Genomic DNA, 19,045 nt, shown 5'->3' with positions numbered 1-19,045 from the left:
GATATATGCTAAAAAAATGGAGCATGCTGGCGGCCGGTCTGATGATCGCCGCCAGCACTTTTGCGCAAGACACGCCCAACATCATCTTCATCCTGGCCGACGATCTGGGCTATGCAGACATTGGCGTGAACGGACAAAAGCTGATCAAGACCCCTAATATAGATGCATTGGCCAAGGAAGGGGTCACATTCACAGATTTCTATGCCGGTGCGCCGGTTTGCTCACCTTCCAGAAGCGTGCTGATCACCGGATTACACACCGGCCACACGACCATTCGCGGGAATTCGACCATTCGTGGTGGGATTAAAGGAACGAAAGGGAAGAATCCTGTAAGTCGCGCAAACCTGGCCGAAGACGATTTCACCGTCGGGCAGCTGATGAGCAAGTCAGGTTACCACACGGCATTATTCGGGAAATGGCATCTCGACGGCTACGACACGCTGGCAACCCCGATTCACCGCGGCTTTGATGAGTTTTCGGGCTGGCTGGTAAGTTATGGTAAGACCTACGCAAAAGGTTACTGGCCCGAAGCGCGGTACACCAATGGAAAGCTGGTGGATATTCCCGGAAATCAGAACGGGAGCAAGGGTTATTATACCGACGATATCTGTACTGACGAAAGCCTTGCTTTTTTAGCAAGACAAAAGAATGCGGCAAAACCATTCCTGCTGATGGTCAATTACAACAGCCCGCATTCACCGTTTGACGCGGCCGATAGCACCATTTACCAAGACAAAAACTGGTCGGCGGACGCTAAAATCTACGCCGCCCAGGTGCATCACCTGGATGAGAACATTGGTAAAATCAAAAAATATCTGACTGAAAGCGGCCTGTCCAAAAACACCATCGTTTTCTTCTGTTCTGACAATGGTCCGCGCTCTGAACCTTCGCCTGACCAAACTGCTGTGGTCGAGTTTTTCGATTCGAATGGGAAGCTCAGAGGCTACAAACGTGACCTCTACGAAGGCGGCATCCGCGTACCGATGATCGCCTGGGCGCCAGGGAAGCTGAAACCGGAGGCCGTCATCGATGAGCCTGCTTATTTTGCCGATATGATGCCGACCTTTGCCGATATTGCCAGATCAAAAATCTCCTACCAAACCGATGGGGCGAGCATCTTGCCTTTCTTAAATGGCAAGAAAGCAGCCAAACCACGTTTTTTATATTGGGAATTCTTCGAAAAGGGTTTTGAGCAGGCCGTCCGATATGGCAAGTGGAAAGCGGTAAAGGCCGCTGGAAAGTTTGAGCTTTATGATTTGAGCAACGACGTCAGTGAGACTAAAGATGTGACTTTGGAAAATCCTGCCGTTGTAAAGCGAATTGAGCAGTATCTTAAAACGAGCCGGACCGAGTCGCCATTCTGGCCGGTTGAGGGCCGCCGTGGAACGGAATGAGTGAATGATGTATAACGAATTAACATATGTCCGGATATAGGTTTAGGTGGAGGGTGCTTTTGGTTGTTTCACTTTTTTGTTTGGAGGGTTATTGCCAATCAAAGAAGCCCGAACTGCTGTTTTCTGAGAATTTTGACGACACGCTCAATCTGGGACTTTGGCGTGCTGAAATCGAACCTGTCGGCGAGTCGGCTGTCTATACGCGCGATGGGCAGCTGATCTTAAATACAGCTGGCGGTGTGACGGTCTGGTTTACTCAAAAACTCGAAGGGAACATCCGCATTGAATACGACTGGACGGTTCTGGTCGAAGGGGAGGAGAATGACAGGCTTTCGGACCTGAACCAGTTCTGGATGGCGACTGACCCGCGAAATGCAAACCTGTATACACGCAGCGGCAAGTTTGAAGATTACGACTCGCTGTCGCTTTATTATGTCGGTTTTGGGGGTAATAGCAATACCACCACGCGTTTTCGAAAGTATCATGGAAATGGAGAAAAGCCTCTTTTACAGGAATTTAAAGACAAAGAGCACCTGCTGAAACCCAATCACCGGTATCACATCAAGATCAAAGTCGAAGATGGGCGGACCACTTTCTCAGTCGATGACAATGTTATCTTTGACTGGAACGATAAATCTCCGCTGCGCCAGGGATATTTTGCGTTCCGATCCACAGCGTCCCGTCATGCGATCGATCATTTTCGCGTTTGGAAATCGCTTTAATCGGTACTGTGCTGCCAGGGGTAGATAGTTTGCTTACCGGAAAGACCATTTAGGATAATCAAATTTAACCTTATATTTGTCTATAAGACGCTGCTCAGGACATTGTGCAGGATGTTTTTGTCGCTTTCTGGACCAAAGGTTCGTTTTACAGATCCAGAAATCTTTGCCTGCATACCTTTACACTTCCATTCGTAACCGCGTCCTGAATGTTATCGAGCAAGACCGGGTTTACAACCACCACATTAATTCCTTTGTTGAATTTTTAGACGAAACTTCGACTGAAATTATGGGCCAGTCCAGTGAGGATGAAGCACTTTTTCGACTGTTTGATCAGAAGAAAACAACTTGCCACCCAATATCTCGAAGCTATCGCATTGCTTGAAACTGCCTGGGAGAAGGAGCATAGACTGGGTTACAGCGAGCAGCCTTCCTATGCCCGGCCGGTGCTGATCGGTCTGGCGGAGGTGCATCAGCAGGCAGGTGATTCCAAAGTGCGGTTACGGCGTATGAAAAGCTGCTGAAAAAACGGCCAGGCACCGCGAACGGACTTTGGGGATTATACAAAGTGTACAAGCAAGAAGGCGACGTAGGCAAAGCGGCCGAATATGCCAAGAAACTCAATGACGCCATTGCACAGGGAGATCAGCGTCTTTATCCATTATAATGCATCAGCAAAGTCCGGCATGCGGTTGCATCAATTAAGAATATCTTAAAATTTATCTATAAGTTGGCAGAGTTTGCAATTGAACCAAAAATTTCCAAATAAATTCTTTTTTCTTCGGTTTTTAAAAGTTTACTTTGTCTATCAAATTAATAGGATAACTGTAAACCACCAACAGATCCTCAACCTATTCACTTATTGATCTGTAATATGAATGTACGTTCAGCACGGATAGCTATTGTCCAACCTACGGTGGTTCCAATTTTTACCTTATCGCGCAGGTGTTGCTCCTGACCCAGCGTTACTGCTGTGCCGTTAAGCACTAAACTATTCACTTCGCTTGGTTTTGAAGGCTCGCTGCGCGGCATTCTTTGTCATACATCACGCAATTTTCAACCAAACCTCAGTTGCTGAGACGCTTCTCACGGAACCGTATATAGTTTACCGTTAGGTATTTGCTACTCACCTACAATTAAATTCATGAAGCAGTTTTACCTTATTGCCAGTTTGGTGCTGGTTGTAGGTCTGGCGCAAGCGCAAGACCTGGTTAGTGGCTTTGTTAAGGATGACAGCGGCCAATCGCTGCCCGGCGCAACCATTGTACAAAAAGGCACATCGAAGTACGCCGTTTCAGAACCTGACGGAAAATTTGAGATCGCTGTCGGAAAGGAATTTCCATTCACCATTCAGGTCAGTTTGACTGGCTATCAACAGCAGGAAGTAGAAATCTACGAACTGGCGGCAGAACCCATTGACGTTATATTGAAAACGGCCAACGTGCTCGATCAGGTGGTAGTAATCGGTTACGGTACCCAGAAAAAAGGCGATTTGACAGGCTCGGTATCCTCTATTTCTACGGGAGATTTGAAGGGTGTACCAATCAGCTCGCTTGACCGCGCATTGCAGGGCAGGGCAGCGGGCGTACAGGTAACCCAGTCTTCGGGCCAGCCGGGAAGCTCTGTGAGCATCAAGATCCGGGGAGGTAACTCAATCAATGGCGCCAACGAGCCGCTGTATGTGATTGATGGTTTTCCGGTTTACAACAACAATAGCTATGCCGATGCGGGCGTAACCAATGGACCGACTATCAATGCGTTATCTACGCTGAACCCTAGCGACATTGAGTCTATTGATATCTTGAAAGATGCGTCGGCCACAGCTATTTATGGTTCAAGAGGTGCGAATGGTGTCGTGATTATTACAACAAAAAAAGGAAAAGCAGGCAAGAACATTATCACCTACGATGGCTATTATGGTGTCCAAAAAGTGCTGAAAACGCTACCACTTTTGAATGCACAGCAATGGGCATTGCTTAAAAACGATGCATTAATCGATTCCAAAAAAGCTCCTGCATTCTCTCAGGCCGAAATCGACAGTCTCGGTCAGCCAGGCGTGGGAACCGACTGGCAGGATGCGGCATTCAGACAGGCTGCGATCCAGAACCACAGTCTTTCGTTTTCTGGCGGGGATGATAAAACGCGGTTTGCGGTGTCGGGTAATTATTTCAAACAGGACGGTATTCTTCAAAATTCTGATTTCGAGCGGTACTCCTTCCGTATTAACCTCGACCGGGATATGAGCAAACGCTTTAAGCTGGGCATTAACTTCTCGGGAAGCAAATCTTCCGCCAATGTCGCACCTGAAAACGTGGTACCCAACCTTTTGCAAATGCCGCCGACTATGCCGATCTATGATCTAAATTCTGCGAACGGATTCACCTTGCGCAGCATTTACGACAGTCCGCTGGCCAATCCGATCGCGACATTATATTTGCAAGTCAATGAAACACACATCTTTCGCGGCTTCGGAAATGCTTATGGCGAGTACCAGATCGCTGACGGGCTGAAAGCAAAAGTTTCCATTGGTACTGACATCCTGCTCAACAAGCAAAACCGCTATCTGCCCTCGACCTTGCAGGAAGGAGTGGGTTTAGGAGGACAAGGAACTGTGGGGAATAAAAATACGATAGGGTGGCTGAATGAGAATACACTTAGCTACAATAAATCTTTTAGCCAGGACCACGCACTCGACGCAGTGATTGGGATTACCCAGCAGGCTTCCACCACGGAAAATGTGGTCGCCCGCTCGGCTACATTTGTTACCGATGAATTTGGCTATCATAACTTGGGTGGCGGAACTACTTTCCAGAATGCTTCTTCCAATTACTTCAAGTGGACTTTGCTATCTTACCTGGGCAGGATCAATTATACATTTCGTCAAAAATATAACCTGACTGTCACTGCACGCGCAGACGGTTCATCTCGTTTGGGAAATGACAACAAATGGGGTTTTTTCCCTTCGGCGGCACTTTCCTGGAACCTGGGTAGGGAGGATTTTATCAAAAACATCAAGGAAATCAGCAACCTGAAATTCAGGATCAGCGGCGGTATCACGGGTAACCAGGAAATCGCACCTTACACGTCGCTCGCCCAGGAAGCCTATTACAGCTATTTGTTCGGCCGGAAACTTGTGGCAGGTTATGCGCCAAATGGAATCGCGAACCCGAACCTGGGTTGGGAGCAAACCGCGCAGTACGACGCCGGTCTTGATTTGGGTTTTTTCAAAAACCGCATTAATGTGACCCTCGACGCTTACTACAAGAAAACTTCCGACCTGCTGCTCGACGTTCCTTTGCCTTATACTTCGGGATATGCCAATGCATTTCAAAATTATGGTGCAGTTGAAAATAAGGGGATTGAACTGTCGGTGAATACTGTCAACAGCGAAGGAGCGCTCGGCTGGACAACTGATTTTGTTTTTTCGACCAACAAAAATAAGGTACTCAGTCTCGGGCCAGGTGTATCGCAGGTGATCTCCGGTAATTCCATTGCGCAGGTAGGCTCGCCGATCGGTTCATTCCTGGTGTTGAAAGCAGACGGTATTTTCCAGACCGGAGATGATATTGCAAATCTTCCAAAATTCCTTGCAAGTGATCGCGCAGGTAGTCAGCGGTATGTAGATATCAGCGGGCCCAATGGCGTTCCCGACGGGACCATTACGCAGGCACACGATCGCGTGATCGTAGGCAATGCGCAGCCGAAGTTTTTGTATGGTCTAACCAACAATTTCACCTTTAAAGGCTTTGACCTGAATGTGTTGCTGCAAGGGCAGTCGGGCAACAAAGTGTACAATGCAAATCAGGCCAACCTGGAATTGGGAACAGGTTATATCAACGGCTCGACGACCATGCTTGACCGCTGGACACCCACCAATCCAAGCAATGTAATCCACCGGGCCATTGAAAACCCTGCGGTGACCGTTTCAGACAGGTTCATCGAAAACGGGTCCTATCTGCGACTAAAAAACCTAAGCCTTGGCTATTCGCTCCCGGCAGCCCTGACAGGCAAGATCGGTATCAGTCAGCTTCGCATTTATGTTACTGCCCAAAACCTGGTGACGTGGACGAAATACACGGGTTACGATCCGGAAGTGAGCCGCAACGAGCAGGCAACGCTGACGCAGGGTGTCGATAACGGTGTTTATCCGGCAAGCAAAACATTCCTCGGCGGCTTAACACTTACATTCTAGTCACAGCCACTTCAAGCGCATTTATCATGAAAAAATATTCCAATACTTTCAAATTAGTTTTGCTTTCCGGACTGATTCAGCTTGCAATTACATCCTGCGTTGATCTTGATGAAGTCCCGAAATCGTTCATCTCTACTGATCAGTTCTTTAAAACTCAGGCCGACGCGATTGCTGCGGTGAATGCCATTTACTTTCGCCTCAATGCTACCGGGCAGACTCCCTATCACATCCTTTTTTCCACGGGAATGGATATGATGAGCGATGACGTACAGCCGGGGCCGGGTGCTACCAATGCGGATGTGCGGTCACAGTCGGTGCTTTCGCATTCATCCACCGGGCTGCGTGTGCGGGAAATATGGCAGCAGCATTATGATGCGATCAACCGCGCAAATATCGCCATTGACAAAATCCCGGCCGTGGAAATGGATGCTGCCCTGAGAAACCGGCTGGTGCTGGAAGCAAAGTTTTTGCGTGCATTGTATTATTTCAACCTGGTTCGCCTTTATGGTGACGTGCCGCTGGTTATACATGAAACCACGTCCCTAAGCCCGGAAGCATTGTATGTGGAAAGAACCCCGGCAGAGCAGGTTTACCAACAGATCATTCAGGATCTTACCGACGCGCACGGCCTTCCAAATGATACATTCGGAGCTTCAGGGGCAAAGTATACTGCGGCAGATGCGGGCCGGGCAACCGGCGGGGCGGCACGGTCGCTGCTGGCGAAGGTGTACCTTACACGGTATGATTATGCCAATGCAATCGCCAAGTCGGCGGAGGTGATTAACGGGACATTTGGATACGGGCTCTTTGCAGACTATGCACAGGTATTTTTACCGGCAAACAAAAACGGGATCGAGCATATCTTCTCCGCTCAGTTTGAGGCCAATGCAGATTCTCACGGGAATAACCAGGCCATGCGCTCGGCACCAACGGGTATCCCGGGTTTGAATGGAAACTTTGCCGAACAGCCGATGCCAGGCATCTACGAGCTTTATTCCGCCAAAGACAAACGCCGGGATGTGAGCTTTATCACTTCCATTATCAGTCCCGCTAACGGACAGACTTACCAGCTGACGGTAAAAGATCCTGCAACCGGACAGATTAAACCCAACCCGCATTTCAATAAATGGTGGGACCCGGCGCAGGCTGGTAACCTTGGTCAATCGGCTGCGAATGTGCCCATTCTGAGGTTTTCGGATGTGCTGCTGATCCACGCGGAGGCAGTTAACGAGCAGGAAGGTCCAACTGCTACGGCGTATACCTCCTACAATAAGGTACGCCGACGCGCCGGTTTGGCCAACCTCACACCCGGACTTACCCAGGCGCAGTTCCGCGACTCGCTGCGCATTGACCGCCGCCTGGAATTTGTGTTCGAATACTCGCGCTGGTTTGACCTGATCCGTTACAAACCGCTCACAGGCCCGGATGCATACCTGATCAAATCCTTGAAAGCAGCTGGGAAAAACAACGTACAACCTAAACATTATCTATACCCGATCCCGCAGCAGGAAATTGACAATAATCCAAAGTTGCAGGGAAAACAGAACCCGGGATGGTGATCGGCTATTGGCTTTTGTCCATCCTTATTGTTCAACCCGCAACTTTACTAAATCGATAAAAATGATGAAACTCAAAACGATTCTTTCCACCGCAGTTATTGCCTTCGCGCTTTCTGCCCGTGCGCAGGTGCCTTCCAAGCCTAATATTATCTTCATTTACACGGATGATCAGCGTTTTGATGCGTTGAGTGTGGTGCAGCAGGAGCAAGGTGACAAAGTGCGCTTTCCCTGGTTTTCAACGCCAAATTTGGACCGCCTGGCCCATGAAGGAGTGCGCTTCCGCAATGCATTTGTGATCAATTCGCTTTGCTCGCCAAGCCGCTCGACACTGCTCAATAGCCGTTACAATCATCTAAATGGGATTGCCAATAACCACACAGGCCTTTCTGACACGACTGTAACTTACGCCACCGAGCTCCGTAAAGCAGGCTATGCCACTGCGTTTTTTGGGAAATGGCACATGGGGAATGAAACCGGAAAGCGGCCCGGATTCGACTATTCAGCCAGTTTTGTAGGACAAGGGAAGTATTTCGATTGCCCCATAGAGATCAATGGCATAGCCCAGCCAAGTCAGGGCTGGGTTGATGACGTATCTACGACGAACGCGATCAGCTATATACGTGAAAATAAGAACAAGACTTTCCTGGTAACACTCGCATTCAAGTCGGGGCACGGGCCTTTTCAGCCACCAGTGCGCCATACGGACACCTATGCGAATGTAAATCTAACGGAGCCGGGCAATCAGGCTGCGGTGTTTCCTTACAAAGGTCAGATCGAAACCGGAAGACCAAATAACAATAACAATGCGAATGCAGCCCAGGCCAAAGGCGGCTCGTGGACAGCAAACAACGAGCAGCGGATCAGAGGGTATTTCGGTGCATTAAAAGGAGTTGATGAAAATGTGGGGCGTATTTTAAAAACGCTCGACTCTTTGAAGCTGGACGAGAACACCGTCATCATTTTTTCAAGTGACAATGGCTTTTTCTTTGGTGAGCACGGTTTGGGCGACAAGCGCGCGGCTTATGAAGAGTCTATCCGCATCCCGCTGCTGGTCCGCTATCCCGCCCGTTTTCCAAAAGGTAAAAAAATAGATAAAATCGTCCTCAACCTGGATGCCGCGCCTTCATTGCTGACCTGGCGGGAGTTGCTGCGCCCAAATCGTTTCAGGGTAAAAGCTGGGTTCCACTTATAGAGGACAAAGCCAAAGACTGGCGGACTTCATTCCTCTATGAATATTTCTATGAGCGAAACAACCAGACTCCCACGATCAAAGCGATCCGGACAGAAAAAAGCAAGCTGATCCTGTACCCTGGCGAAGAAGGCTGGTCGGAATTATACGACCTCAGCAGTGACCCAAGTGAATCCAAAAATCTCTTCAACACAAAAGAAGGCGAAAAGCTGAAAACGCAGCTGCAAGGCGAGCTGACCAAACAGGAGCAGGCAGTAGGATACACCAATCCGGACTACGCAGATCCCCGTCCGCTGGACGAAAATGGGAAGTATGTGAGGCCGAAGAGAGAGGTGGTGCCGTGAGGGATTTTGAATTTTGAATGACTGAATGATCCGCCGTGGAACGGGGAATGATCCGCCGTGGAACGGTGAACTTTGAACTTTGAATGAGTGAATGAGTGAATGAGCCACTTTGGAACGAACCTTAATGACTTGTCACGCTGAGCGCAGTCGAAGCGCTATAACCTTAAATTTTCTATACTACATGATACGATTTGTAACACTTTTTGCGCTGGTTTTGCTGCACTTCACTGCCTTGGCGCAGGCGAAGAAGAGCCGGCAGCCTAACATTATTTTGATTGTTTCTGATGATCATAGTGCTCCGTTTTTAGGGTGCTATGGTTATCCTGAGATCAAGACGCCGAATATTGATAAGCTTGCGGCGGAAGGGATTATTTTTAAAAAGGCTTATACCACCGCGCCACAATGTGTTTTGTCGAGGGCAGCTATTATGACGGGAAGGAATACGCTGGACATTCAGATGACACGGTTTTCTGCGCCGCTGGATGCTTCGGTGACTTCCTATCCCGAGCTGCTCAGAAAAGGTGGATACCACACAGGCATTCTCGGCAGAAGTTTTCACCTTGATGGAAACCGGAGAGTACCGGAGACAGTTGCGGTACTTGAAAAATACAACCTGGAAACCTTTAAAAACCGGGTTGATTACCTGAAAGCATCTGGCAACAGGGATACGATCTTTCAGCAGTACACCGAATTTCTGGACCAGGCTCCGAAGGGAAAGCCCTTCTTTGTGCAGGTTGGATACAGCGATCCGCACCGGCTTTTTAATGCCAAAAATTTTGAACCTGATCCTGCCAAAATCTCGGTTCCTGCGCATTGGCCTGATACCAAATTGCTGCGTGAAGATTTCGCCGCTTACCTTGGCGAGATCCAGCGGCTCGACAGTGATGTGGGCCGGGTTTTAGAGGATCTCAAAAAACGCGGGTTGGATCAGAACACACTCGTTGTTTTCATCGGCGACAATGGCGGTGCATTGCTTCGCGGGAAGGGTACTTTGTACGATCTGGGGATTCACGTTCCGCTGATTATCCGCTACCCAGGGCTTATAAAGGCAGGGCAGACGAGCGATGCATTGGTTTCGGGAATTGACATTGCGCCTACTTTTCTGTCGGTAGCCGGCTTGCCTGTGCCGAAAGAGATTACCGGCCAAAACCTTGCGCCTGCATTTAGTAATCCGCAGTTTGCCGGGCATGATCACATCTTCGCAGTACGTGGCGCGCATGGTCAGGGTTTACCTACCAATTCTTCCAACTTTGATCTCGGCAGGACGATTTTTAACAAAAAATACAAGCTCATCTACAATGCAATCTGGCAGATACCTTACCATCCAGTTGATTTCGCAGGACAGCCTTTCTGGCTGGATTTGAAGCAAAAACATGCAGAAGGCACATTGGCTGAACCATTCGATAAACTCCTTTTCGCCGATCGCCGCCAGATGTTTGAGCTTTACGACGAAGAGAAAGATCCATTTGAAACAAATAACCTGGCCGGAAAGCCGGAAGCAAAGCAGATTGAACACGAGCTGAAAAGCCGCTTGCAGGAATGGATGATTGTGAACAGGGATTATTTGCCGTTGCCGATTGCGCCGTAACTGGCTTTCGGCAATCGGCAGCGGCTTTTGGCCATTAGCTGTTAGCGATTAGCCTCCTGCCTGTTAGCTTTTTTTGGTTTGTACTTACTTAATATTTATTGAATTGAAAAAACTGTTTAGCACTGGAATGCGTGTTTCATTTTTTGTGGCTGTACTTTTCGGAAATACTGTGTTGGGGCAGCATAGTCCTACGTCGGCTTTTGAAGGGAAAATTGGCAAGACTATCGAAACCACCACAGAGGCAGCACCGAAAATCAATCCCAAGGCTCCTGCTGGCGCACCTAATATTGTGTGGATCCAGATTGATGACATTGGTTACGGGCGATTTCTGCATTTGGCGGGTTGATAGAAACACCCAATATAGACCGGCTTGCCAAGCAAGGTTTGCGCTATACCAATTTCCATACTACAGCATTCTGTGCACCAACCCGCGCCGCGTTGCTGACGGGAAGAAACCAGCATTCTGTCCATTTTGGCTTCTTTGCAAGCAATTCGTACAATACACCCGGATACGACGGCTACCTTCCTTTTGAAAAAGCGACGGTGGGAGAAATTTTGAGGGAAAATGGCTATAATACCTTTGCGGTAGGCAAATATCACCTTACGCATCCGTCCGACGCCACGCAGGCGGGGCCGTTCAACCGGTGGCCAACCGGGCGGGGTTTTGACCATTATTTCGGATTTGCGCCCGAGGTAGCTGCGACAGACCAGTGGCACCCAACCCTGTACCGCGATACCCAGCGCGAGCCGGAGGATCCAAAAGGCAGGCACGTGACTGAACTGCTCGCCAATGAAGCTATTCGCTACATTTCTGGTCAAAAGTCCGCGGCTCCTGATAAACCTTTCTTCCTCTACTTCGCGCCCGGTGCAGTGCATGCGCCTATTCAGGTGAGTAAAGAATGGATTGACAAATACAAAGGCAAGTTCAGTGCGGGCTGGGATAAGTACAAGGAAACGGTTTTGAAAAATCAGAAAGCACTTGGTGTAGTCCCAGCGAACATTAAACCGGCACCGAAGAATCCCGGCGTGAAGGACTGGGATGCACTTTCCGGGGATGAGAAGAAGCTTTTTGAAAGGTACATTGAAGTTTATGCGGCTTTTGTTTCGCATACAGATCATGAGATCGGGCGCATTATCAACCACATTGAGCAGATTGGTGAGCTGGATAATACATTGGTGGTGGTACTTGTCGGGGACAATGGGGCAGAGGGCGCCGGGCGAGAGATCGGACGCTTTTTAGCTAATAAAACAAATGAAACGGAGGAACAAACCGTAGCCAGGTATGTAAAAAATCTCGACCTGCTGGGAACAGAAAATTCATCCGTTCTTTACCCCGATGGCTGGGCCGCTGCTACCAACACGCCTTTCCGTTATTATAAAAGCTACGGGAACTTCGAGGGTGGCACACACGATCCGCTGATCCTTTTTTATCCAAATAAAATAAAAGACAAAGGCGGTATTCGTCACCAGTATTCACACGTAAACGATGTCCTTCCAACTACGCTCGAACTGGCCGGGGCGAAAGTTCCAAACGTGATCAACGGATACAAACAGGAGCCGGTGGAAGGTGTAAGTCTTGCATATTCCATTGATGCTGCCAATAAGAATGCAGCGGAGCGCCACACGGTGCAGTACCACGAAATGACAGGATCTTATGCCATTTACAAAGACGGCTGGAAAGCGTCCTTCCCGCGCGACCGCTCCAAACGAATTCCTGAAAGTGAAGAAAAATGGCATTTATACAACCTCAAAGAAGATTTCAATGAGCTGAACGATCTGGCAGACAAGTATCCTGATAAGGTAAAAGAACTGGCGGAGGTATTTGACAAAGAAGCCTGGAAGTACAATGTATATCCATTAAAAGACAAATGGGAAACAGCAAACCAGAGTATTTATGATGGAAAAACAAAGGTAACCCTGTATCCTGAGGCAAGTTATACCAATGCGTCGGCTTTCCGGTTTGGCACTTCCTCTTACTCGATTTCGGCCCGGGCTATTATCCCTGCAAAAGGTGCGGAAGGTGTGTTAGTATCCTTTGGGAATACGCTGTCAGGATTGAGCTTGTATGTGAAAGACAAGAAGCTGGTTTTTGCGTATAACTCAGAAGGGGAAGTGCGCGAAATTACATCGGACAAGCCGGTACCGGCAGGAGAAATCACGTTGAAGGCGGAGGTTTTGTATGGTAATGACAAGAAAGACAAAGCAGTAACTTTGTTTATCAACAACGAAAAAGTTGGAACGCTGAACCTGGGCACAGTGGCCACGGCAGCCAGCGGTTATGAAGGTTTGGAAGTTGGCCGGGACGTAGGTACTACGGTGACACCGGCTTATAAAGCTCCGTTCAACTTCACTGGTGAATTGAAAGATGTGGTGATTGAAAAACTGTAATTTGATTTAGCATATGGCACAAGTTGAGGCAGTAACCTGTCAATGCAACTTGTGCTATTTGCTTTCAAAACCTTACTCAGTAAAAGCCGTGTATAGTCAATTAAAACTTGCTCTGAAATCCAAAGGCGATAAGCTGGTCTTTGCCTTGAAGAGCCTGCTGAATGACTGGGGATGTTCAAAACCCAGGCCATATGCAATTTCGCTCACAGATTGATCCGTCATGGACAATTGTATTTTGGCATGTTCGATTAACTTGTCCTGTATGTAATGCTGGGTACTCTTTCCTGTTAATGTCTTCAATAAGCCACTTAGGTAGCCAGCGGACAAATTCAATGATGCCGCCACGTATTGCACCGTAGGCATTCCGTCCACTGTCAGCTTCCCGCTTTTGAAATACTGATCCAGCATAGATTCCAGGCGGTCAAGGATCGAGTGCCCGGAAATTTTACGGGTGATAAACTGCCTCTGGTAAAACCTGTCTGCATAGGTCAACAGCAGTTCGAGCTGCGCGATGATCACAGGGCCGCTGAACTTATCAATGTTATTGCGATATTCCTGGGCCATATTTTCCATGATGGCAAGGACGGACTTTTCTTCCTTATCCGTTAAGAACAAAGCCTCATTAACGGAATAGTTAAAATAATCATAGTTCTTAATCGTCTTTGCCAGTGCTGTCTTCCAAAGGAAATCGGGATGGATAAGCAGTAGCCAGCCTGATCGGTTGATTTCTTTACCATAGGCATCCACTTCAAAAACTTGACCGGGGAGCATGAAAAACATTACACCTTCCTCAAAGAGTCCGGACTGCTGCCCGTACTTCATGTTGCCCTTAAAATCCCGGTCGAGAAGGATAGAATAAAAGTCAAATACGTAACTCTTGTTGGCCATGCACTGCAGTTGAACGGAGCCGTAATCGATCACACTGATAAGCGGATGTTCTGGCTTGGGAAGTCCCATGACCTTATGGTATTCACTGATCGTTTTTAACCTGTGGATCACCTTGTTTTGCATGTCCTAAGTTACTGATAAATGTCTGTAAATTGGCCCAAAATCATAGATCCTCTTTCCCGATAACGTGCCAATCGCCTCTATGGCTGCGTTACCTCTTTCAGTTTTTTAACCAGATTCTCCGGTTGCTCCCTCATTGAATAATGACCGCCTTCAAAAGTAAATATTTTCCAATTCCTGGCCTTGGCTCGCAATAACCCCATTTTGTCATGTTCAGGACTGCTCTTGCCCTCCTTGGTCATTAATATAAAAACAGCCGGAATTTTTTTGACCAGTGGATTGCCAATCTGAATAGGTTCGGTAAAAGTACCCAGCGGTTGCGGCACATCGCCGGGCGGCACTGCCTTTGTGAATCCGAAAGGGTAAACAAACACGCTGTCCTTGATCATGGGTCCCCAAAGGTCTCCACAGATATCTTTTGCGCTTTCGCCATTATTGGGAACCATCGCATCCAGATAAACCAGCTGCCTGATTCGATCGGGAACCCGCTCGGCCACACCGGAAATGACCATGCCCCCATAACTATGCCCCACGAGAATTACATTATGGAGATTCTCAAACCTGATCAGGTTCAGGATGTCATTAATGTAAGTAGTCAAGTTGATGCCGGGTCTGGACAGGTGCACCCTTTCGCCAAGGCCGGTGAGCGTCGGGCGGTAAACTCTGTCCCCATTGGCAGTTAAGATGGAATCCACTTTTGCGTAATCCCAGCCGCCGTCCCATGCCCCCGGAACGAAAAGAAATGTACGGGCATGCTGCTGCTGTCCGTAGGCGAGCGAAGAAAAGGCGATGCTTAAAATGAAAATCAGTTTTTTCATGAAATGTCCCATTGATGTAGTTGATTGAGGCTACAAAATTGGGAAGTGGCCAGCTGGCATTACTAACCAAATCTGCCTTTGTTGTAACAAAATATCATGTCGGGCCATTGGCTGCTGGATCAACATTTTCAAAGGTGAAATGGAGTAACAACAGCTAATACATAGATAAAACTTAGATGGTGCAATTGATGATAAAATTTGGAAGCGAGAGGAACATCAAAAATAAGAAAAAGCATCAAAAGCCTGCAAATCAGCAGATTAGCAGGCTTTTTCTTTTCCGGCTTATCCCAAAATATTCAATTTTCTACAAATTTTGGGTGAGTAATCCGGTGAGTTCGAAGATCTGCAAATTTTACTCACCAGAACCGATCAAAAACAACTTTCGATTGGCTTGCGGATTGAGATCGGTTTACCAACTTGAAGTGACAAAGCAATAGCAATGATTATCCCCAATGTACTCCCACTGAATTTTCGGAACTGCACTTAGCAAGTTCGTAAATGAATGCAGTTCCGAAGATTGATGGCACTATGGAATCAAATTTTCTGCACGGAGCTTCCCGAACAACCCAAAAAATGAATCGCGCGTATCTTTGTATACCGCAAAGCCAAGTTTGCGGCTTTTAGACATATCAGTCATCACTTCCAGTGGACGGCCCAGGTCGAGATCAGTATGCCACGCATTCGAAATGCGGCTGAGCGCCGGTTCTTTGAGTTGATACTTGGCCGCAATTTCCTGCCAAAGTACATCGTAGCCTTTCATTTCTGTTTCAAGGGGATGAATCGTCGTGTCAAACCCGACAGGCTCAATCCCAAACCAGTCAGCTATTTGCTTCCAAAGCCATTTCCAGCGAAATACATCTCCATTGGCAATGTTGAATGCCTCGTTGTAAGCCGCATCAGTTACTGCGGCCCATATCATTTGTTCCGCCAATATTTGCGCATCTGTCACATCCGAAATGCCTTCCCACTGCGCTGCCGAACCAGGAAAACGGAAAGGTCTGCCTGTTTCTTTGCAAATCGAAGCATATACAGCCAAGGTTGATCCCATATTCATCAGGTTACCAACGGCGTGTCCGATTACGGTGTGTGGTCTGTGAATGCTCCATGTAAAACCATCGCGATCAGCGGCAGCATAAACCTCGTCTTCCTGGGCATAGTAAAAGTTTTCGATATCCAATCGCGGATGCTCTTCGCGAACAGGCGTTTCGGGCAACGTACCTGCCTTTGCGTAAGCGTCAAAGGGGCCGAGATAGTGTTTCAAACCTGTCACCAACGCAACATGCTTCACTGTTTGCTTGGCGGACAATGTGTCGAGCAGATTGCGGACCAGCGCGCTGTTGACCCGGATATTCTCAGCTTCCGTTTCGTTGCGCATCCAGGTTGTGAAGAAAACGTGTGTAGGCGCAATGTCCCGTAGCTTGTCGGAGAGATCGTTTATATCCAGCAGATTAGCCGCGATGGGCGTCAGTCCGGCAACGTCGGTCCGGGGATTTCGAGCCAGGCCATAAGTTGTCCAACCTTTCAAAATGAGGTTCTCTGCCAGGTTACTTCCGGTAATGCCGGTTGAGCCGACTACCAATGCAATATTTGTCATTTTATATTTGTGAATGATTCGAATGCAAAATTACCCAGCGCAAACCGAACAACTCTTGACCTGTGTTAACCCATACACTTGATCTGGATCAAGTTTTGCGCTCATTTCACAGTGACCTATTTAGGCATGCGGAACTATATTTATAATTCATAGGATTTGATAAGATATGTTCGAGGTTCTTTTTAACCATATTGAAGAAAAAGTCGCGCTCTCTGATTCAGACAAAGAGGTGATCAAGACTTTCTTTGTGCCCAGGAAATTGAGAAAGAGGCAGTATTTATTGCAGGAAGGCGACCTTTGTAAAAACATGGCATTCGTAGCCAAGGGTTTGCTTCGAACCTACAATATAGACGACAAGGGCAACGAACATATGAGTGTGTTCGGCTGGGAAGGTTGGTGGCTGTCGGATTTTAACAGTTTTTTGACAGGACACCCAGCAGTATTTAATATCGACGCCATTGAAAACTCCGAATTGCTACTCATTTCAAGGTCGGATTATGAGTCACTCACGCTTGCGGTTCCGATCATGGATAGGTATTTCAGGATACTTTATCAGAACAGCATTGTCACAAAGGAGCGTCGGCTGATGAATTCGATCACCTACACTGCGGAAGAACAATATCTAAGACTTGCGCAGGCGCAACCGCAAATCATCCAACGGGTTCCCCAAAATTTGATTGCTTCCTACCTTGGCTTAGCGCCAGAGACACTAAGCCGCATTAAAAAGAATCTTGCGCTAAGAAATAATAGTTGATTCGCGATAAATTTCTTCAATTATTAGTTAACGCGCCTTCTTCTTTCTCCTTCTGGCCCCTGGCCTTGCTTTATTGCCACTGCCGACATAATTTACGATGTCAAGATGTTCTCAATATCTAATATTATATACTGATGAAAGCTTCACTTTTGCTTGCGGTGATATTTGCGATAGCTATCTGCCTGAAAACTTCGGCACAAATAAAGGCATCGTTCCCGGAGCGAATAGTGCATCAATTTCAAGGACATTTCAATAATGACAAGCCGGATAGTGTCTTTTCAATGCTGTCTCCAAATACGCAACGCATTTTAAGCCCAAGTCGACTGCAATCGGTTTTTACACAAATAAGGTCCCAGTTTGGCAATCTGGATTCAACACGGATGCTCTCAATCAAAGATTCGATGGCATACTTTAAGGCAAGTTTTTCTAAGGCTCCTTTACTTTTAACAATCTCCCTTGATGTAAATCAAAAGATCGGCATATTCACTTTCACACCCTATTCGGAGCCTGCAAGAAAATCATCAAACGCCCATTTTGAAGAGGTCGACATTAGTTTCACCCGACCTGATCTAACATTAAAAGGGACATTAGCGCTACCCAAGTCTGGAATTCATGAGACATTAATAATAATTGTTGCTGGTTCCGGCCCAACGGACCGAAATGGAAATCAGAATCTTGCCGCCAATAATTCACTGCAAATGGTGAGTGCAGGTTTAGCAGAAAAAGGTTTTGCCACAGTTCGTTATGACAAGAGGGGTGTTGGTGAAAGTCAAAAAGCCGGAATCAGTGAGAAAGACCTTCGGTTTGATGATTACGCAAAAGATCTGGCTTCGATTACACGTGATCTTATGGGTGACAAAAGATTTAAAAGGATTGTCTTGCTTGGTCATAGTGAAGGCGCATTGCTGGCTATGATTGTTGCGCGGGAGCTCAAACCTGCCGGACTCATTATTCTCAATGGACAGGCCGAGCCAGCAGATGTATTATTAAGACGACAATTGCGTAAGAATTTGCCTGACTCAACTTTCCAGACAGCAAATACGATATTGGCTGGTCTTAAAGCAGGGAAGATTACAGATAATATTTCAAATACGACATTATCAGGAGTTTTCAGGCCTAATGTTCAACCATACCTGATTTCCTGGATTGCTTATGATCCAACCCAAATCATTAAACAGGTTTCAGTGCCCACTTTAATTGTCCAGGGCCTTACAGATTTACAGACTGGCGAGGATCAGGCAAAGAAATTAGCAGAAGCTCTGCCATCTTGCAAATTGGTGCTTATCGATGATATGAATCATGTGTTGAAAAAGTCAAGCATCAACACTATTGAGAATTTGCAGACATATAATAACCCTGATCTTCGGCTAAACGAGAAGTTACTGCCACCCATCATTTCTTTTATCGATCGCATTAAGCAACAGCCATAGCTGAGGTTTTCAAAATAAAAACGCCACCCGGTAATGTCAAGTGGTTTGACGAGGTAGGCGTTTGCCTG

General features: G+C 47.4%; 14 protein-coding genes and 1 pseudogene. 11 read left to right on the top strand and 4 right to left on the bottom strand.

Annotated elements, in window-relative coordinates; translation table 11 throughout:
• Positions 1–5 precede the first annotated feature (5 nt).
• From MUK70_RS08395 to MUK70_RS08385, 3 genes are all read left to right on the top strand, one after another.
• Positions 6–1,394, top strand: coding sequence for an arylsulfatase (locus MUK70_RS08395; RefSeq protein ID WP_234655899.1), 1,389 nt, complete (start codon positions 6–8; stop codon positions 1,392–1,394).
• A gap of 26 nt (positions 1,395–1,420) precedes the next feature.
• The gene (locus MUK70_RS08390) at positions 1,421–2,116 is read left to right on the top strand and encodes a DUF6250 domain-containing protein (RefSeq protein ID WP_234655900.1); all 696 of its coding nucleotides are present in this window, start codon (positions 1,421–1,423) and stop codon (positions 2,114–2,116) included.
• A 305-nt stretch (positions 2,117–2,421) separates the two neighbouring features.
• Positions 2,422–2,637, top strand: coding sequence for a hypothetical protein (locus MUK70_RS08385; RefSeq protein WP_234655901.1), 216 nt, complete (start codon positions 2,422–2,424; stop codon positions 2,635–2,637).
• 331 nt (positions 2,638–2,968) lie between these two features.
• Here the strand turns inward: MUK70_RS08385 and MUK70_RS08380 are convergent, their stop codons facing one another.
• Positions 2,969–3,112, bottom strand: a complete 144-nt coding sequence (locus MUK70_RS08380) for a hypothetical protein (protein WP_234606858.1) — start codon at positions 3,110–3,112, stop codon at positions 2,969–2,971.
• A gap of 145 nt (positions 3,113–3,257) precedes the next feature.
• Between MUK70_RS08380 and MUK70_RS08375 the strand changes: the two genes are divergently transcribed.
• The 6 genes and pseudogenes from MUK70_RS08375 (at position 3,258) to MUK70_RS08350 (ending at position 13,373) form a co-directional block, all read left to right on the top strand.
• Positions 3,258–6,305 carry a SusC/RagA family TonB-linked outer membrane protein gene (locus tag MUK70_RS08375; RefSeq protein ID WP_234655902.1) on the top strand — a complete coding sequence of 1,016 codons (3,048 nt, stop codon included), beginning with the start codon at positions 3,258–3,260 and terminating at the stop codon, positions 6,303–6,305.
• Between the two features lie 26 nt (positions 6,306–6,331).
• Positions 6,332–7,864, top strand: coding sequence for a RagB/SusD family nutrient uptake outer membrane protein (locus MUK70_RS08370; RefSeq protein WP_234655903.1), 1,533 nt, complete (start codon positions 6,332–6,334; stop codon positions 7,862–7,864).
• A 61-nt stretch (positions 7,865–7,925) separates the two neighbouring features.
• Positions 7,926–9,397: pseudogene (locus tag MUK70_RS08365) on the top strand (sulfatase family protein).
• Positions 9,398–9,578: 181 nt separating this feature from the next.
• Entirely contained in the window at positions 9,579–10,985 is a 1,407-nt protein-coding gene (locus MUK70_RS08360; RefSeq protein ID WP_234655905.1) for a sulfatase family protein, read from the top strand.
• A 127-nt stretch (positions 10,986–11,112) separates the two neighbouring features.
• Positions 11,113–11,331, top strand: a complete 219-nt coding sequence (locus tag MUK70_RS08355) for a hypothetical protein (RefSeq protein ID WP_234655906.1) — start codon at positions 11,113–11,115, stop codon at positions 11,329–11,331.
• A complete protein-coding gene (locus tag MUK70_RS08350; RefSeq protein ID WP_234655907.1) occupies positions 11,328–13,373 on the top strand; it encodes an arylsulfatase in 2,046 nt (681 codons plus the stop codon). The genes MUK70_RS08355 and MUK70_RS08350 overlap by 4 nt, the downstream gene beginning before the upstream one ends.
• A gap of 96 nt (positions 13,374–13,469) precedes the next feature.
• Here MUK70_RS08350 and MUK70_RS08345 read toward each other — a convergent pair whose 3' ends face one another.
• The 3 genes from MUK70_RS08345 to MUK70_RS08335 form a co-directional block, all read right to left on the bottom strand.
• Positions 13,470–14,384 (bottom strand): helix-turn-helix domain-containing protein, encoded by a 915-nt coding sequence (locus MUK70_RS08345; RefSeq protein ID WP_234655908.1) that lies wholly within the window; start codon positions 14,382–14,384, stop codon positions 13,470–13,472.
• Between the two features lie 77 nt (positions 14,385–14,461).
• Positions 14,462–15,199 (bottom strand): alpha/beta fold hydrolase, encoded by a 738-nt coding sequence (locus tag MUK70_RS08340; RefSeq protein ID WP_234655909.1) that lies wholly within the window; start codon positions 15,197–15,199, stop codon positions 14,462–14,464.
• 526 nt (positions 15,200–15,725) lie between these two features.
• Positions 15,726–16,793, bottom strand: a complete 1,068-nt coding sequence (locus tag MUK70_RS08335) for an SDR family oxidoreductase (protein WP_234655910.1) — start codon at positions 16,791–16,793, stop codon at positions 15,726–15,728.
• 166 nt (positions 16,794–16,959) lie between these two features.
• On the opposite strand from MUK70_RS08335, the gene MUK70_RS08330 reads away from it, so the two are divergent.
• The gene (locus MUK70_RS08330) at positions 16,960–17,547 is read left to right on the top strand and encodes a Crp/Fnr family transcriptional regulator (protein ID WP_234655911.1); all 588 of its coding nucleotides are present in this window, start codon (positions 16,960–16,962) and stop codon (positions 17,545–17,547) included.
• Positions 17,548–17,681: 134 nt separating this feature from the next.
• The gene (locus MUK70_RS08325) at positions 17,682–18,977 is read left to right on the top strand and encodes an alpha/beta fold hydrolase (protein ID WP_374759722.1); all 1,296 of its coding nucleotides are present in this window, start codon (positions 17,682–17,684) and stop codon (positions 18,975–18,977) included.
• Positions 18,978–19,045: the final 68 nt, after the last annotated feature.

This window comes from Dyadobacter chenwenxiniae, assembly GCF_022869785.1.
Lineage (GTDB): Bacteria > Bacteroidota > Bacteroidia > Cytophagales > Spirosomataceae > Dyadobacter > Dyadobacter chenwenxiniae.
This window is presented reverse-complemented; position numbering and strand designations above follow the sequence as displayed.

What these genes read in the sequence shown, in the direction of transcription:
- MUK70_RS08395 (WP_234655899.1), top strand. Translation starts at nt 6, where the DNA reads ATGCTAAAAAAATGGAGCATGCTGGCGGCCGGTCTGATGATCGCCGCC.
- MUK70_RS08390 (WP_234655900.1), top strand. Translation starts at nt 1,421, where the DNA reads ATGTCCGGATATAGGTTTAGGTGGAGGGTGCTTTTGGTTGTTTCACTT.
- MUK70_RS08385 (WP_234655901.1), top strand. Translation starts at nt 2,422, where the DNA reads ATGAAGCACTTTTTCGACTGTTTGATCAGAAGAAAACAACTTGCCACC.
- MUK70_RS08375 (WP_234655902.1), top strand. Translation starts at nt 3,258, where the DNA reads ATGAAGCAGTTTTACCTTATTGCCAGTTTGGTGCTGGTTGTAGGTCTG.
- MUK70_RS08370 (WP_234655903.1), top strand. Translation starts at nt 6,332, where the DNA reads ATGAAAAAATATTCCAATACTTTCAAATTAGTTTTGCTTTCCGGACTG.
- MUK70_RS08360 (WP_234655905.1), top strand. Translation starts at nt 9,579, where the DNA reads ATGATACGATTTGTAACACTTTTTGCGCTGGTTTTGCTGCACTTCACT.
- MUK70_RS08355 (WP_234655906.1), top strand. Translation starts at nt 11,113, where the DNA reads ATGCGTGTTTCATTTTTTGTGGCTGTACTTTTCGGAAATACTGTGTTG.
- MUK70_RS08345 (WP_234655908.1), bottom strand. Translation starts at nt 14,384, where the DNA reads ATGCAAAACAAGGTGATCCACAGGTTAAAAACGATCAGTGAATACCAT.
- MUK70_RS08340 (WP_234655909.1), bottom strand. Translation starts at nt 15,199, where the DNA reads ATGAAAAAACTGATTTTCATTTTAAGCATCGCCTTTTCTTCGCTCGCC.
- MUK70_RS08335 (WP_234655910.1), bottom strand. Translation starts at nt 16,793, where the DNA reads ATGACAAATATTGCATTGGTAGTCGGCTCAACCGGCATTACCGGAAGT.
- MUK70_RS08330 (WP_234655911.1), top strand. Translation starts at nt 16,960, where the DNA reads ATGTTCGAGGTTCTTTTTAACCATATTGAAGAAAAAGTCGCGCTCTCT.
- MUK70_RS08325 (WP_374759722.1), top strand. Translation starts at nt 17,682, where the DNA reads ATGAAAGCTTCACTTTTGCTTGCGGTGATATTTGCGATAGCTATCTGC.